The 16,291-nt window shown below is 68.0% G+C and carries 13 protein-coding genes; 8 read left to right on the forward strand and 5 right to left on the reverse strand.

Annotated features, from left to right (window positions below; translation table 11 throughout):
* Positions 1 to 16 precede the first annotated feature (16 nt).
* The 6 genes from AC1HFH_RS19950 (at position 17) to AC1HFH_RS19975 (ending at position 7,075) form a co-directional block, all read left to right on the forward strand.
* Complete coding sequence (locus AC1HFH_RS19950) at positions 17 to 736, forward strand: phosphoadenylyl-sulfate reductase (protein WP_480244309.1); 720 nt, start codon at positions 17 to 19, stop codon at positions 734 to 736.
* Entirely contained in the window at positions 733 to 1,701 is a 969-nt protein-coding gene (gene cysD, locus AC1HFH_RS19955) for a sulfate adenylyltransferase subunit CysD (RefSeq protein ID WP_480244310.1), read from the forward strand. Before AC1HFH_RS19950 ends, cysD begins: the two co-directional genes overlap by 4 nt.
* Before the next feature lies 1 nt (position 1,702).
* Positions 1,703 to 2,998 (forward strand): sulfate adenylyltransferase subunit 1, encoded by a 1,296-nt coding sequence (locus tag AC1HFH_RS19960; protein WP_480244311.1) that lies wholly within the window; start codon positions 1,703 to 1,705, stop codon positions 2,996 to 2,998.
* 179 nt (positions 2,999 to 3,177) lie between these two features.
* Complete coding sequence (locus AC1HFH_RS19965; RefSeq protein WP_480247914.1) at positions 3,178 to 3,849, forward strand: sirohydrochlorin chelatase; 672 nt, start codon at positions 3,178 to 3,180, stop codon at positions 3,847 to 3,849.
* 389 nt (positions 3,850 to 4,238) lie between these two features.
* Positions 4,239 to 5,450 (forward strand): hypothetical protein, encoded by a 1,212-nt coding sequence (locus tag AC1HFH_RS19970; RefSeq protein WP_480244312.1) that lies wholly within the window; start codon positions 4,239 to 4,241, stop codon positions 5,448 to 5,450.
* 299 nt (positions 5,451 to 5,749) lie between these two features.
* Positions 5,750 to 7,075 (forward strand): PucR family transcriptional regulator, encoded by a 1,326-nt coding sequence (locus AC1HFH_RS19975; RefSeq protein WP_480244313.1) that lies wholly within the window; start codon positions 5,750 to 5,752, stop codon positions 7,073 to 7,075.
* A gap of 95 nt (positions 7,076 to 7,170) precedes the next feature.
* On the opposite strand, the gene AC1HFH_RS19980 is transcribed toward AC1HFH_RS19975, so the two are convergent.
* Positions 7,171 to 7,578, reverse strand: a complete 408-nt coding sequence (locus AC1HFH_RS19980) for a hypothetical protein (protein WP_480244314.1) — start codon at positions 7,576 to 7,578, stop codon at positions 7,171 to 7,173.
* Between the two features lie 138 nt (positions 7,579 to 7,716).
* Positions 7,717 to 8,667, reverse strand: coding sequence for a helix-turn-helix transcriptional regulator (locus AC1HFH_RS19985; protein WP_480244315.1), 951 nt, complete (start codon positions 8,665 to 8,667; stop codon positions 7,717 to 7,719).
* A gap of 31 nt (positions 8,668 to 8,698) precedes the next feature.
* On the opposite strand from AC1HFH_RS19985, the gene AC1HFH_RS19990 reads away from it, so the two are divergent.
* Positions 8,699 to 9,073: a VOC family protein gene (locus AC1HFH_RS19990; protein ID WP_480244316.1), complete on the forward strand. Its 375-nt coding sequence runs from the start codon at positions 8,699 to 8,701 to the stop codon at positions 9,071 to 9,073.
* Between the two features lie 664 nt (positions 9,074 to 9,737).
* Here the strand turns inward: AC1HFH_RS19990 and AC1HFH_RS19995 are convergent.
* Positions 9,738 to 12,092, reverse strand: a complete 2,355-nt coding sequence (locus tag AC1HFH_RS19995; protein WP_480244317.1) for an Hsp70 family protein — start codon at positions 12,090 to 12,092, stop codon at positions 9,738 to 9,740.
* 525 nt (positions 12,093 to 12,617) lie between these two features.
* On the opposite strand from AC1HFH_RS19995, the gene AC1HFH_RS20000 reads away from it, so the two are divergent.
* Entirely contained in the window at positions 12,618 to 13,379 is a 762-nt protein-coding gene (locus AC1HFH_RS20000) for an SDR family NAD(P)-dependent oxidoreductase (protein ID WP_480244318.1), read from the forward strand.
* Positions 13,380 to 13,452: 73 nt separating this feature from the next.
* Here AC1HFH_RS20000 and AC1HFH_RS20005 read toward each other — a convergent pair whose 3' ends face one another.
* Together AC1HFH_RS20005 and AC1HFH_RS20010 are read right to left on the reverse strand one after the other, a co-directional pair.
* Positions 13,453 to 15,042 (reverse strand): FAD-dependent oxidoreductase, encoded by a 1,590-nt coding sequence (locus AC1HFH_RS20005; protein WP_480244319.1) that lies wholly within the window; start codon positions 15,040 to 15,042, stop codon positions 13,453 to 13,455.
* A gap of 28 nt (positions 15,043 to 15,070) precedes the next feature.
* Complete coding sequence (locus tag AC1HFH_RS20010; protein ID WP_480247915.1) at positions 15,071 to 16,075, reverse strand: AurF N-oxygenase family protein; 1,005 nt, start codon at positions 16,073 to 16,075, stop codon at positions 15,071 to 15,073.
* Positions 16,076 to 16,291 lie beyond the last annotated feature (216 nt).

Here is a 16,291-nt window from a genome sequence, read left to right on the forward strand (position 1 = left end):
GGACGGGAGAGCAACTGTGACAACGAATCTCACGGAGAAGCTGAGCGAGGACGAACTGCGGGCGATCGCCGAGGCCGGCGCCGCCGAGCTCGGCCCGGATGCCTCGGCCACCGACCTGCTGGCGTGGACCGACCGCACGTTCGGCACGAATTACATCGTCGCCTCCAATATGCAGGACGGGGTGCTGGTTCAGCTGGCCGCCCAGGTCCGCCCCGGGGTGGATGTGCTGTTCCTGGACACCGGTTACCACTTCGCCGAGACGATCGGCACCCGGGATGCGGTGGAGGCCGTATACGGGGTGAACGTGATCAATGTCCGTCCCGAGCACACCGTCGCCGAACAGGACGAACTGCTCGGCAAGGATCTGTTCGCCCGGGATGCCGGTGAATGCTGCCGGCTGCGCAAGGTGGTGCCGCTGAAGAAGTCGCTCGGTGGCTACAACGCGTGGGTCACCGGCATCCGCCGGGTGGAGGCGCCGACTCGCGCCAACGCCCCGCTGATCTCCTTCGACGAGGCCTTCGGACTGGTGAAGATCAACCCGATCGCAGCATGGTCGGACGACGAGATGCAGGCCTATATCGAGCAGCACGGCATCCTGGTCAATCCCCTGGTCGAGGAGGGCTACCCGTCCATCGGCTGCGCACCCTGCACCCGAAAGCCCGAACCCGGCTCCGATCCGCGTAGCGGGCGCTGGGCGGGCCTGGCCAAGACCGAATGCGGATTGCACCAATCATGACCGCCGCGACCGACATCACCACCCGGAGTGAGCTTGTGAATACACGAACCACCGACCGTGAGCTCGGCATCACCGAGTTCGACACCCTGGCCGCGCTGGAATCGGAGGCGCTGCACATCTTCCGCGAGGTGGCCGGCGAGTTCGAGCGCCCGGTGATCCTGTTCTCCGGCGGCAAGGACTCCACCGTCCTGCTGCACCTCGCGTTGAAGGCGTTCTGGCCCGCTCCGCTGCCGTTCGCGCTGCTGCACGTCGATACCGGGCACAACCTGCCCGAGGTGCTCGAATTCCGCGACAAGGTGGTCGAGAAGTACGGCCTGCGCCTGCATGTCGCAGCCGTCGAGGAGTACCTGGCCGACGGCCGGCTGACCGAGCGCCCGGACGGCATCCGCAACCCGCTGCAGACCGTTCCGCTGCTGGATGCGATCACCGAGAACCGGTTCGACGCGGTGTTCGGTGGCGGCCGCCGCGACGAGGAGCGCTCCCGCGCCAAGGAGCGGATCTTCTCGCTGCGCAACGCCTTCGGTCAGTGGGATCCGAAGCGGCAGCGGCCCGAGCTGTGGAACCTGTACAACGGCAAGCACGCTCCGGGCGAGCATGTGCGGGTCTTCCCGCTGAGCAACTGGACCGAACTCGACATCTGGCGCTACATCGCGCGCGAGGACATCGATCTGGCGAGCATCTACTACGCGCACGAGCGCCCCGTGTACCAGCGGGACGGCATGTGGATGACGCCCGGGGTGTGGGGCGGCCCGACCGAGGACGAGGTCCTCGAGACCAGGTCGGTGCGGTATCGCACCGTCGGGGACGGTTCCACCACCGGTGCCATCCTGTCCGATGCCGCCGACAACGAGGCCATCCTGGCCGAGGTCGCCGCATCCCGACTGACCGAGCGCGGCGCCACCCGCGGAGACGACCGCGTCTCCGAGGCCGCGATGGAAGACCGCAAGCGAGAGGGTTATTTCTGATATGTCCGACCTGTTGAGGCTGGCCACCGCCGGTTCCGTCGACGACGGTAAGTCCACACTGGTCGGACGGCTGCTCTACGACACCAAGTCCGTCCTGGCCGACCAGATCGACGCGGTGACCCGCGCCTCGGTCGACAAGGGCCTGTCCACCCCCGACCTGTCGTTGCTGGTCGACGGGCTGCGCGCGGAACGCGAACAGGGCATCACCATCGATGTCGCCTACCGCTACTTCGCCACCCCGAATCGGTCGTTCGTACTCGCCGACACTCCGGGGCATGTGCAGTACACCCGCAACACCGTCTCCGGTGCCTCCACCGCGCAACTGGTGATTCTGCTGGTGGATGCCCGCAAGGGGGTCATCGAGCAGACCCGGCGGCATGCCGCGGTGCTCGCGCTGCTGGGCGTGCCGAAGCTGGTGCTGGCGGTCAACAAGATCGACCTGGTCGACGACGCGGCGGCGGTTTTCGCCGAGATCTCGCGGGAGTTCAACGAGCTCACCGCCAAACTGGGCTGGGCGAACGAGGATGTGCTCGAGATTCCGGTCTCGGCCCTGCACGGCGACAACATCGCGAGCCGTTCGGAGAACACCCCGTATTACGACGGTCCGTCGCTGATCGAGCACCTGGAGTCGGTGCCGGTGGATGCCGACAACACCGGCTCGCACGCCATCGGGCTGCGCTTCCCGGTGCAGTACGTGATCCGGCCCCGGACCCCGGAGTACCCGGACTACCGCGGTTACGCCGGCCAGATCGCCGCCGGTTCGGTCTCCCCCGGCGACGAGGTCGTCGTGCTGCCCTCCGGCATCCGGACCACCGTGGAACGCGTCGACACTCCCGACGGCGAACTGGCCGTGGCACAGGCCGGGCGCAGCGTGACGTTGCTGCTGGCCGACGAGGTGGACATCTCCCGCGGTGACATCATCGCCTCCCCGGGCGATGCCCCCGAGCCGACCGACACCTTCGACGCCACCATCTGCTGGATGGGCGACAAGCCGTTGCGCCCCGGTGCGCGGCTGCTGCTCAAGCACGGCGCGAAGACCACCCAGGCCATCGTCGGTGCGCTCATCGAACGTTTCGACGAGCAGCAACTGTCCGCCGATCCGAGCCCGGAAACCCTGGAGCTCAACGATATCGGCCGGATCTCGGTGCGCGTCGCCGAGCCGATCCCGGCCGACGACTACTCGGTGAACCGGCACACCGGCAGCTTCCTGCTGATCGATCCGTCCGGAGGCAACACCCTCGCCGCCGGGCTGGTCGGCGATGTGCTGACGTCGGTAGAGGTCGGCACCCCGGCCTGATGCCGACCGAATCCGCTCCGGACCGCGGCGCCACCCCGGTGGCGTTCGCGGTCACCGGTGGCACCGCCGGCGGAACCGGTTTCCGGACCGTCGGCCGACATCGTTCACCGGCGGAACCACCACCACCGGCACTGGTCCTGGTCGCGCACGGGAGCCGGGATCCACGCTCGGCCGCGACGATGACCGCAGTACGCGATATGGTGGCCGCGGCCCGGCCCGAGCTCACCGTGCGGCTCGCCTTCCTGGACCTGAACGCTCCATCGGTCGACCAGATCGCCGATGCGCTCGCCACGGAGGGACATCCCGAGGCCGTTGTCGTCCCGCTGCTGCTGGGCAGTGCGTACCACGCCCGGGTCGACCTGCCCGCTCTCCTCGCAGCCGCGCGCACCCGCCACCCCGGACTGCGCCTGACCCAAGCCGGTGTGCTGGGGCCGGACCCCCGGTTGATCGCGGCGCTGTGCGACCGGGTCGCCGAATCGCACCCCGGCCGACCGAGTTCCGAAGTCGGCCTGGTGACCGCTGCGGTCGGCTCTTCCTCCGCAGCGGCCAACCGGCGCACCACAGCGGTTGCGCACGCCGTGTCCGGACACACCGGGCACCGCACCGAAATCTGCTTCGCCACGGCAGAACCCACGATCGACCGGGCCGTGGCCCGGCTCCGCGACGCCGGTGCACAACAGATCATCGTGGCCCCGTGGTTCCTGGCCCCCGGGCTACTGACCGACCGCCTGCTGACGGCCGCCCCGGACGTCACCCATGCGGCGACGATCGGCGCCCATCCCGCCCTCACCGCCGTCATCCTCGACCGGTACACCCGCGCCGAAACCTTCACCCTCGCCCGGACTGCCTGACCGAGTAGCGAACTGCCCGAAGCGGTCTCGTACCGACAACGGATCCGCCACGATGACGGCAGACATCCGCCGTCGACCGACCGCGGCAGTACCACCATGTAGAGCCCGGGAGCGGGCGAGCCACGCCGTCACGAGTACCGCACCCCGGCGCCCTGCACTCCAGCCCGCGACCACCGAATACTGGACCCCTGCCCGAACAGGGCTGCTCCGGCCGACCCGTGCGCGGCAGTGCCGGTCGATTCGTCCGATACCGCGTTCGCCGCATTTCGCGACGCCTCGTCGCCCCCCCCGGTCGATCAGCCGGGCACGTGAGCCATCTCACCCGCCATATACCCCCATGGGGTATTAGTCTCGGAGGTGTCGACAGACTCCGAACGAGAGGCAGATCAATGACCGCGCACCCGGCCTCCCCCACCCACAACACCACTCCTGCCCGCCCCGGCACGACTGGCGACCATGGGCCCGAACTCGGCGATTCCGCCCCTACCGGCCACGCCGCCCACGACCGGTCCGCACAGCCCGGCGGGCATCACCACATCGACCGGGCAGCCACCGCCGGTCGCCCCACGCACAACGAACACACCGGCCACAAGCCGGCACCCCGACACAGCAACCACGCTGAACACAGCGCACGAACCGGCCACCACACACCTTCAGGACACGACGCGTACCGCGACGACGCCATACACTCGGCACTCGACACACACGCCGACCATCACGCACACCCGGGACACGGCACACACAGCGCACTCCCAGGGCACGATCCACATAGCGACCACCGCACGTTCTCAGAACACGGCGCCCACAGCGACCACCACACACCCCCCGGTCACGACGCGCACAGCAGCCACACGTCCTCAGCGCACCACGCGCACAGCAGCCACGGCAACGTTCCCGGCGGGCTGCAGATCACCGAATCCGGTTACACCCTGGATCTCGACAGCGCCGTCGCAGCTCCGGGTTCGATCGACTTCCGGTTCCGAATTCTCGGCCCCGACGGGCAGCCGGTCACCGAGTACGCCCCGATCCACGACCGGAAGCTGCACTTGATCGTGGCCCGGCGAGAGCTCGACGGATTCCGGCATGTGCATCCCGAACTCGGGACGGACGGCACCTGGGCGGTTCGGCTGGAGCTGCCGGAGGCCGGCGCGTACCGGGTGTTCACCGATATCGCACCCGCCGATCTGGGCCGCACCATCACGCTGGGCGCCGACCTGGCGGTCGCGGGCGACTACCGGCCGCAACCGGTGCCGGCACCGGACCGGGTCACCGTGCTGGGCGACTACGAGGTGGCCGTGGACGGGGAACTGCTCGGCGGCAGCGGCGGTCCGGTCACCCTGACCGTTCGACGGGACGGGACCCCGGTCACCGACCTGGAACCGTATCTCGCCGCCTTCGGGCATCTGGTGATCCTGCGCGCGGGTGACCTGGCCTACGTGCATGTCCACCCGGATGGCGCCCCGGGCGACGGCCGTACCCCCGCCGGCCCGCAGATCTCCTTCCACACAACGGTTCCCGGCCCCGGGACCTACCGCCTCTTCCTCGACTTCAAGCATGCCGGGGTGGTGCGCACGGCCGCATTCACCCTGGTCGCGAGGTAGCCACGGGACGCCACTACCGGCCGGAAACGAAAAAGTGAGTAGTTATCGAGCCGATATCCCAACAAAACTGGACAAACGCACAACTTCAGGACGTTTCACCAGGTAGAAGAACTTCCTCGCGACGCGACACCATGAACGGAAAGCGGAGTAGAAGGTGAGCGGAAACTCATCCTAAAGTCTGTCGCACGGAAGCGGAGTGTGGACCGTCACACACCGGGACCACCTTATCGGGTCCACACTCCGAAAGCACCACTGTGGCACCTCCCGCGCGGAGAGGCATCGCAGAGAGGAAGTCGACGATGACAACTCCCCAGGACACCCGGCCGAGCCTGTCCGTCTCCGGCAAGCCCATGTCGACCGCGCTGCGCGACGTCCGGACCCTGACCAGACAATTGGTCGACCACTTCGTCGACAATGTCGCTCCCTGCGGCACCCTTCCCGGCGACGCCATCAGCGGTGACGTCACCACCATCACCCGCATGTGCCTGGAACTGGCCGGCGCAATGCTCGACGGCCACGACATCGACCGTAAAACAGCCCGTCTCGCGGCCGCGGCCGCGGGCTGGGCTCGGGAAGGTGTCCCGATCGACACCGTCCTGCATGCCTTCCACGAGGGTTTCCGCATCGGCCTGGATCTGATCGTCGCCCAAGCCACCCCCGACGACCACGACAGCCTCATCGAAGGTTCCCGGATGGTCGTCCAGATGCTCGACCTGATGAGTTCCACCGTCGCCAAGGCTTATATTCGCGAGCACCGCGAGGTCGTCGGGGAACATCACACGGCGGTGCACACCCTCACCTCCGCCCTGCTCGCCGGGCAGTCCACGTCGACCATGGCCCGCGAATGCGGCATCAGCATCGCCGACAGCTACACCGTCCTCGCGCTCGCCATCCCGCCACACCCGGACGAGAACAATCCCCGGCTCAGCAGCACCGTCGTCGCCCGGCGCAAACTCCGCCGGGTTCAGGCGGCACTCGCCTGGCGCTGCGGTGACAAGGCGCTGTCCCTGCTCTCGGTCGACGGCGGAACCGTTCTCATCCCGGCGGACCTGCTCGACGGCAACGACCTCGATGCTCTGGTGGCCGAACTGTCCCGGGTCGCGCACGTCGACATCCTCGCTGCCCTGGTGACCGCCGCCACCGATCAGATCCCGGCGGCCACCGATCAGGCCCACGAAGTACTCGACATGGTCACCCGCCTCAACTGCGTCCCCGGTCTCTACCGTTTCACCGATATGGCCCTGGAATACCAGCTCACCCGCCCGGGCCCGGGTCGGGAAAGCCTCGGCGAACTGCTCGCTCCGCTCGATACGCACCCCGAGCTCCGCGAAACCCTCCAGGTACACATCGGCAACAACCTCAACCGGCAGCGCACCGCTCGCCTGCTGCACATCCACACCAACACCGTCGACTACCGGCTGCGACGCATCGGCCAGCTCACCGGTCTGGACCCCACCCAGTCGTCCGGCCTGTGGTACCTGCGATCCGCACTCATCGCCCGCACCTTCCACACCAACCCCGGACCGACCACGACCCGGCCCAAGGACCTCGCTTCGGCCGACAGCACCGACACCACAGTGAACCGGCGCCCGCAATCGCCGCCGCTGCAGCCGCTGGCCGGTTGACGCGTCCCGTCGGCAACGACAACCGGCCGGACGAACGACAACGGCCGCAACGGACCTTCGAGTCCGTTGCGGCCGTTGCGCGTGTGGTCAGCCGATCACGGCAGCACCTGCGGCACCGCCTGCGGTGCGATCGCGCCGACCAGCAGACCGACGATGGCGCCGTTCAGTGCACCACCGATCGCACCGGAGATGCCACACGGCACGGCCATCACGATGAAGCCCGGCAGGCACGCGGCGGCACCGAGCACGCCGGAGCCGGCCGCACCGACCGCAGCACCGGCCGCGGCACCGTTGGCCAGCGGATCGGAGTTCTGCGCGTTCGGATCGGTTGCCACGTCCTGCAGTTCGAGTCCGGCGGCCGGCGCCGCCTCCTGGACCTGCACCACGGGCGCGGGCGCGTCGGCGGCGATCCGACCCGGATCGGCGGACGCGACACCGGACATCGACGCGGCTACGGCCAGCGGCAGCAGACCGGCAACGACCCGACGAGCGATCTTGTTCATATAAACCCTGTTCCTCCCCGACCCCCGATATACATCGAATGTCGCTGAATAGTGCGAACTTTCGTCGGATCGATGCTCGATCCGACGGGGATATTCAATCCCGGCCGCCCCTCGGAAGGCAAATTCGCGGCGGCGCATTCAGTCCGGCCGGGCACCGTATCTGCGGGTCAGCGCGCTACCGATCCGGCCCAGTTCGTCGCGAACCGATTGCGGCTCGACGACTTCGATTTCGGCCGCCCACCCGGCCAGCTGCCGAGCCACCATCTCGGCGGTATCCGCGGTGATCCGGGCCCGGGTCCACGTCTCGTCCACCGGGCCGAGCAGTTCACAGTGCCGGCCCTGCTGATCCGCCAGAATCGGAGCCAACCGGGTGGGCACCAGAACGGTGGCCGCGACAGCGGCACGCCGTTTCTCCATCGCATCGACGATCGCCGCCCATTCCTCCGCCAAATCGAAATCGGCCGGTCGCCGGGACGTTTCGTCCAGTGTGACGACCGTTACGATACGGTCGGCGCGGAATGTTCGACGCCCATTACCGGTCCCGGCGATCAGATACCAGAGTCCGTCCTTGTCGACCAGGCCCCACGGATCCACCGTGCGTTCGGTGCGGGCCCCGCGGCGCAGGTAGACCAGCCGCACCCGGCGCCGGTCCACCACCGCCCGGCGGAGCGGCTCGACGACGGGCGGCGGCTCGGTCACGGGGCGGCCCCACCGTGCCGGATCCACCACGGTCGCCTCGGCCGCGGCCAGCGCCTCGGACCGGAAGGTCTGCGGCAGCGCCCGGACCAATTTCCGCAGTGCGGATTTCAGCTCCGGCGCGGCCGCGGCGGCCGGTCCGGCCAGCAGGAACAGCGCTCTCGTCTCGGCTGCCGACAGTCCCGACAGATCGGTCCGGGCACCGCCGATCAGGGACCAGCCACCACCCCGGCCGGGCTGCGGATAGACGGGGATGCCCGCCGCCGACAACGCTTCCAGGTCCCGGCGCGCGGTGGCCACCGACACCTCCAGTTCGGCGGCCACTTCGGCAGCGGTCACCCGCCCCCGCGCCTGCATCAGCAACAACACTGCCACCAGTCGGTCCGCTCGCACAGTAGGAGATTCTGCCCACTACGCCGACGATTTGGCTGCGGCGAAGAACTGGTACACGGAGTTCCTGGGGATCGAGCCCTACTACGAGGTACCCGGTGGCTACTACGAGTTCCGGGTGGGACCGATGCAACAGGAGCTCGGCATCATCAACCGGGCCTACGCTCCGGCGGGCGCCCGGAACGCACCCGGCGGAGGCGGCATCGTGTTCTGGCACGTCGCCGATCTGCCCGGAACGCATGCGCGCCTGCTGGAGCTCGGGGCCACCGAGTACGAGCCGATCACCCCGCGTGGGGACGGCAACGGATTCGTCACGGCCGCCGTCCTGGATCCGTTCGGCAACGTTCTCGGGATAATGTCGAATCCGCACTTCCGGGCCATGACCACGAGTTCGGACACCCAGCACTGAGTGGTGGATATCCGACACCGTCGGGCAGTACGCGCAACCGCCCAGAGCAGGCGGCCGGGCTCATGATGGTGCGGGGGTACCGGTTCTCCGCGTCGACGGTGATGTGCTGGGACCAGGCGCGCGGCAAGCCCGCGACGCTCGGTACGACGTCATAGCCGGCCCCGGTACTTCTCTGTTCCCGTGCAACAGTTGGCGCCGACATGGTGTCCGATTCGTTCCGAGAACCGTGCGGGCACCGCCACATGTCGGTGAACCATGGAGCCACCCGCCGCCCAGGTCTGCACTCAGCGCGATATCCACACGCGTCCCAGGTAGACCGGCTCGCCGCGCACGCGATGAGCCTGCTGACCGGAGTCCGGATCACCCCGGTCCCGGATCCGCGCGAATCGCCGCGGCTGCCCTGATGTCCGCCGGAGCGCGTTCAGAAGCAGAGGATCTTGCCGTCCTTTGCGTAGGCGGGCATGCCGTACCAAGTCTTGACCTGGAGGTCGGGGCGGTGGTGGTGACGAGTTCGTGCACCCGGGTGGCCAGGGTGCGGTTCGGCTCCGGCATGTCGGCGATTTGGCGAGGAAGTCGGCAGTGCCGTCCTTCTCGGCGCGCGAACCGCGGCGCGCCTTTTCTCCGGAGCGCCGGGAGTCGTTCGGCTCATCGCAGCGCCGACCGATCAGCGAACGCCGCCACCACCGAAACCGCCGCCGGAGGCACCGCCACCACCGAAACCACCACCGGAAGCACCGCCACCACCGAAACCACCACCGGAAGCACCGCCACCACCGAAACCACCACCGGAAGCACCGCCACCACCGAAACCACCACCGGAAGCACCGCCACCACCGAAACCACCACCGGAAGCACCGCCACCACCGAAACCACCACCGGAAGCACCGCCACCACCGAAACCACCACCGGAAGCACCATCACCACCGAAACCACCACCGGAAGCACCGCCACCACCGAAACCACCACCGGAAGCACCGCCACCACCGAAACCACCACCGGAAGCACCATCACCACCAAAGCCACCACCGGAAGCACCATCACCACCGAAACCACCACCCGACGCACCGCCACTCGAATGGCCGCCGTCGCCTGAGTAGCCACCGTCCGACCCGCCGTCGTCGGACAACCCGCCATCTGCGTTGTTTCCGCTATCGGCTCCGTCCCAACCTGTGCCGCCGGAGGACCCGTCGCCGATGCCGTCACCGGGCAGACCGTCGCCGGCCGGCGGCGTATACCCGTCTCCTGGTTCCGGCGTCGAGTCGCCCGGGTTAGGTGCCGGTTCGGGCGCGGGTTCCGGCGCTGGGGCGGGCTCCGGTTGAGGCGCCGGTTCAACCGGGTCCGGATCACCCGGCGCCGGTTCAACCGGGTCCGGATCACCCGGCGCCGGTTCAACCGGGTCCGGATCACCCGGCGCCGGTTCAGCCGGATCGTCGACCCCGGGATCGTCGATCCCTGGATCGGCCGGATCATCGGGACCGTCCGCCCCGGGATCGTCCGGATCGTCTACCCCCGGGTGGCCCGGATCATCTACCCCCGGCACGTCCGGATCATCCACCCCCGGCACGTCGGGGCCGGGATCAGAAATCGGATCACCGGTCACCGGGTCGTCGGTGCCGGGGCCGTCCGGGTTGTCGGTATCCGGGCCGTCCGGGTTGTCGGTATCCGGGTCGTCATCGGAATCCGGAGCCGGGTAGTCGAGGAACGGCAGCGGGTTCCGGAAGCGCGCGGGGTCGGCATAGGTGCCGACCGATGGCAGCGGACTCTCGCAGGTCCGGCTGTCGTGGCCGGGGTCGGCGGCGCCGGACCGCGGCGACGGGTCCGTGGTTCCGGTGGTTCCGACGAACAGGCTGTAGGCGTCGGCCGGGACTCGTCCCAGGAACCGGGAGGCACCGGACACGGTGTCGGCGGTCCGGATGATCCGGTCGTACTGTTCGGTCAGTGTCTCCGCGTCCAGGTCGAACAGCAGGGCGTCGCTCGGCGCCCCGAGCCCGGAGAAATGATCCAGCGCCGGTGTCAGCTCCGGATCGAACGGTCCACCGAACACGGTCATCGCCGACAGCGCCAAGGCGGACACCACTGCGGCACTGGAGAACACCGCGACGTGCGGGACACCGGTGGCGGGCCGTTCGACGGGCGCCAGGGTGCGGGCGGCGAAGGCCGCGGCACCGGCGGCGGTCACCTGCCCCGGGTCGGCACAGGTGGTCACGGGCGCGCCGAGTTCGGCCAGGGTCTGCGCCACTTCGGGTGGCCGGGCCGCACCACCGACCAGCAGGATCCGGGAGATGTCGGGCAACCGCAGGCCTGCTCCGGCCACGCACTGCTGCACCAAGGGGAAGGAGTCTCGAATGTGGTCCCGGCGCAGCGCATCGGCGTCGACCATGGCGCGGACGGCGCCGGGACCGGCCTCGATTCCGGACCCGGCGCAGGCCGCGATCATCTCGCCCAGCGGGCGGCCGCCGAAGTCGGTGGAGTGCACCGGTTCTCCGACCATCGGGTGCGTCGTCCAGTCCGGCCCGACCCGCACCACGGTCAGATCCAGACTGGTTCCACCGAGGTCGTAGACGAGAACGAACCCCGGCTCGAGCGGGCCGTGCCGGACCTCGAGCCATTCCGCCGCTGCGACCGGTTCGGGCATCATCACGACGTGATCGGCTCCGGCCAGCCGTAAGGCCTGCCGTAACAATGAGATCTGCTTCGGGGTGTAGACCGCCGGGTACGACAGCACCACTCCGGCAGCGGGTTCGGCCAATTCGAGCAGTCCACGTACCACAGCGGCGATCAATGCCGCCGGGGAGTAGATCCGTCCGCCGAGCACCACCGGCTCCGGGTCGCGCGTGAGGTCGGTGAAACCGGTGACCGCGGCGGAGAACTCGTTGATCGCGCCGATGCGGCTGCCACCTGATTCGTCGAAGGTGAGCGCCGTGCGCCGCACCCGTACCGCGGGCTTGATCGGGTCGTCGGCCACCGCCGCCGTCACCGAATTCACCGCTCCGACACTGATACCCAGACCTGTGGTCAATTTGCTATCCCGTCAACGCACCGTGACCACGCCCAGCACGCGAACGCACCATGTGGTACGCGGTCGTCTTCCAAACAGCGACCACAGATTAACCACAACATCGCCGGATCGCCGCTCAATTGATACGAAACGGCACGGCGTGCCATCGAAACAGTTCATTTTCGCAGCTAGGGCCGATTCATCCCGGATGTTCACCCCGGTTGACAAGCGAAAGCCGTGGCCATATCGGCACATTCAGCTACCCACGAGTAATCGGTACGCATTGATCCACAAACCATTCTGCCGGTTTGTTTCACCGATTTGCTGCACACTTACTGTCCGGTAAATCGAAAGTATTAGGTATGCCTAGCAATCCAGGAATACTTCGAAACTCGAGCCTCTATATTCAGTGAACCCAAGTGTCTATGACACGTCAATACAAGGGCCGAATCCCGCCAGCAGGATCGCCCCGCCCCCGCTTGACTGAAGTGCACCCGGATCGCCGGGACGAATCGGAAAATCCTGTTACAGAAGGGATCTACGCACATGTCGACACGCTTCGCCGACCGCGTCGTACTGATCACCGGAGCCACCTCGGGCATCGGCCTCGCCACCGCGCGGCGAGTCGCCGCCGAGGGCGCCGTCGTGGTCCTCGGCGCCCGCGGCGTCGCCGAAGGGACGAAAGTCGCCGCCGAGATCCGGGCCGACGGCGGCCGGGCCCTCTTCGTCCGGACCGACGTGACCGTCGACGCCGATCTCGCCCGGCTGACCGATGCCGCCCTCACCGAGTACGGACACCTGGATGCGGCGTTCAACAACGTCGGTGCGGTGCATGCCTACGGACCGGTCGCCGAGATCGACAACGACTCCTGGGCCACCGAACTGGCGACGAACCTCACGAGCGTATTCCTCGGGCTCCGGCACCAGGTTCCGGCGCTGGCGGCCGGCGGCGGCGGCGCGATCCTCAACAATGCCTCCAACCTGGGCGTGGTCGGCATGGAATCGGTGGCGCCCTATGTCGCCGCCAAACACGGGGTCGTCGGCCTGACTCGGTCGGTCGCGCTGGAAGGTGCCGCGGCGGGGGTGCGGGTCAATGCCCTGGTCTCCGGAGCCGTCGACACCCCGGCCTTCCGGAACTCGATGGGTGCCACCGAGGAGGGTGCCGCCGGTATCGCGGCACTGCACCCGCTGGGCCGGATCGCCCGGCCCGCCGAGATCGCGGCGCTGGCCGCTTTCCTGCTGAGCCCGGAGGCGAGCTTCGTCACCGGGGCGGCGGTCACCGTCGACGGCGGCTTCACCGCCCGCTGAGCCGGACCGGAACACAACGGAACCCCCACGACCGAAACGGTGTGGTCGCGGGGGTTGCGTCGGCTCGTCGGTGTCAGCTCCGGGCGAAGAGCCGCTTGAACCGGCCCTCGTGCGGCGCCACCGCACCGCCGGCCTTCACCTGCGGCTGCCGGGCCCGCACCAGGCGATCGAACTCGTGGGCGTCATGACCCGGTTCCCGCAGCCGTCCCGCATTGAAGTCGTCCGCGAGCTGCTGCACGGTCTCCTGGGCACACGACTTGTTGGTGCCGATGAAACCGGAGGGGCCACGCTTGATCCAGCCGGTCACATAGGTGCCGGGGAAGACGTCGCCACCGGCCTCGGTGAGCACGCGGCCCGATTCGTTCGGGATGACGCCGCGCGCGTCGTCGAACGGCAGATCCGGTACCGCGACGCCCTTGTACCCCACCGAGGTGAGCACCAGGCCCGCCTCCAGGGTCTCGGTCTCGCCGGTGGTCTCCGGCCGGGTGCGGCCGTCGGCGTCGGTGACCAGTTCATTGCGTGCCACCCGGAGCCCGGTGACTGCGTCACTGCCCTCGATCTCCACCGGGGAGGACAGGTAGCGGAACACGATGCGCCGACGAGCCCCGAACGGGCGATCGGCCACACTGCGCAGCAGGCGCAGCTTCTGTTCCACCTTGTACGGCTGGTCCGCGGTGGGTTCCGGCACGTCACCCTCGACGGCGATATCGATGTCGGCGGCCAGCAGGCCGACGAACTCGGGCACCGTGAAGGCCGATTCGGCGGGGCCGCGGCGGCCGAGCACCACCACTTCCTCGACCTTGCTCTCCCGCAGCGCATCCAACGCGTAGGGCGCGATATCGGTGCCGGCCAGGGTCTCCGGATCGACCGTGAGGATCCGGGCGACATCGAGGGCCACATTGCCGTTGCCGACGATCACCACTCGCTTCTGCGACAGATCGAACGCCGCATCGGCGTGATCCGGATGCCCGTTGTACCAGGCGACGAAATCGGTGGCGGACACGTTCCCGGCCAGCCCCTCGCCCGGGATGCCGAGCTTACGATCCGACGAGGCGCCGACCGCGTAGATCACCGCGTGGAAGTGATCGAGCAGCTCGGCATGGCCGACGTGCTTGCCGATCTCGACGTTCAGATACGACCCGAAATCGGGCTGCCGGGAGATGACGTCGAACAGGTGGCTCACCTGGCGGGTGCGGCCGTGATCGGGTGCCACACCGTGCCGGGCCAGCCCGTAGGGCACCGGCAACCGGTCGAACACGGTCACCGAGACGTCGGGCTGGGTGAGCAGCTCGTCGGCGGCATACATCGCCGACGGGCCGGATCCGATGATCGCCACCCGCAGCGGCGCGCGGTCGGCGGTGTCGATGGGTGCGGCCGGCACCGGCTTGGCAAGCGTCGGCCGCGGCCGGGCCTGCCGATAGAAGTCGGCGTTGATCTCGATGAACGGCTTCTGTTCATCGCGCAGCTTCTTCGACGGCACGATCGCGTCGACCGGGCAGGCCGTGGCGCACGCACCACACTCCACGCAGGCCTTCGGGTCCACGTAGAGCATCTCCGCCGTCAGGAAGTCCGGCTCATCCGGGGTCGGATGAATGCAGTTCACCGGGCATGCGTACACACACGAGGCGTCACTGCAGCAGGACTGAGTAACAACGTAGGGCATGGTTTATCGTCTCGGTCTCGGCGCCGGATCAGGCGGCGTACTTGGCCGAGCGCAGCGGCTCGGAACGGTAACGGCTCGACGGACCGTCGATGCCCAGCAGCTTCCAGACCCGCTTGGCGACCGGGTTCATCAGGCCGATCTCCTCGGCCAGCGCCCGCACGTCGACGAAGTAGTCGGCGAAGACCTGCTTGGCCTCCTTGGAACCGTAGAACAGCTCCTTCTTCACGCTCTTCGGCACGTCGAACTGGTCGAAGAAGGTCTTCGGCGGGGTCGCGATGGCCCGGCCCAGGATGAACATGATCGCCGGCATCGCGATGGACAGCACGAACTTGTTGAACTTCGGCTGCGCGGGGACGTTCTTCTTCAGGAACTCGTGCGCGAAGGAGATGTGCCGGGCTTCCTCGGCCACGTGGATCGCCATCACGCCGCGCATGATCGGGTGCACTTCCTCACCCGAGCGCAGGATGTCCTTCTGGATGTGGTCGATCGGCTCCTCGCCGGCGAGCACGGCCATGAAGAAGAAGTTCGGGAACAGCGCACCGACCGGGGCGGCCAGATGCCGCAGCTGCCGCACGAGCGGGTTCATGCCCGGCACGTCGGCGACGCGGTTCACCATCTCCTGGAACATCAGGGTGTGGTTGTGCTCCTCGATCATCTCGTGCGAGCAGTACCGGTACTCGGGCGAGTTGTTCGGCAGCTTGAAGATGTACTGCATCATGCCGACGATCAGGATCGACTCGAACTGCAGGCCGACCTTGGCGACGTTGGCCTGGCGGACCTTGCCGATCTCGATCTTCACGTCCTCGGGCAGCGACTGGTACCACGGGTGCCGGCCGATCGGGTCCGCCGACTCCACCAGGATCCAGCGTTCCGGCTTGCAGTCCGGATCGAAGTCGGGGTTATCCCAGTCGATGTCCTCGAACGGGTCGAAGTGCCGGTCGACCGAAGCCTCCGACAGCATCAGCAACTTCTCGGCGTACGCCTGAGCCTCGGCGATCACCGGGTCGACCTCAGGGGTGGTGGGCGCAGACATCGTCGTCACTGCCTCTCTCAAGGGACGTTTACTGTTTCCAATAGTTACACCTACGAAGAGTCACGTCAACTCCCGCGGTAGCCGTTTCTGCCGCGCAGAATCCGGCAAAATCCCTAGTAGATAAGCTACTGGCGAGTAGAAACGCCCCTACCTGTGCGAGTACGGGCGGCACCGGCCGTCGAAACCGACCGGCCGCCTCCTCGGAAATCTTCCGGA

It is taken from the genome of Nocardia sp. KT25-26 (assembly GCF_056627695.1).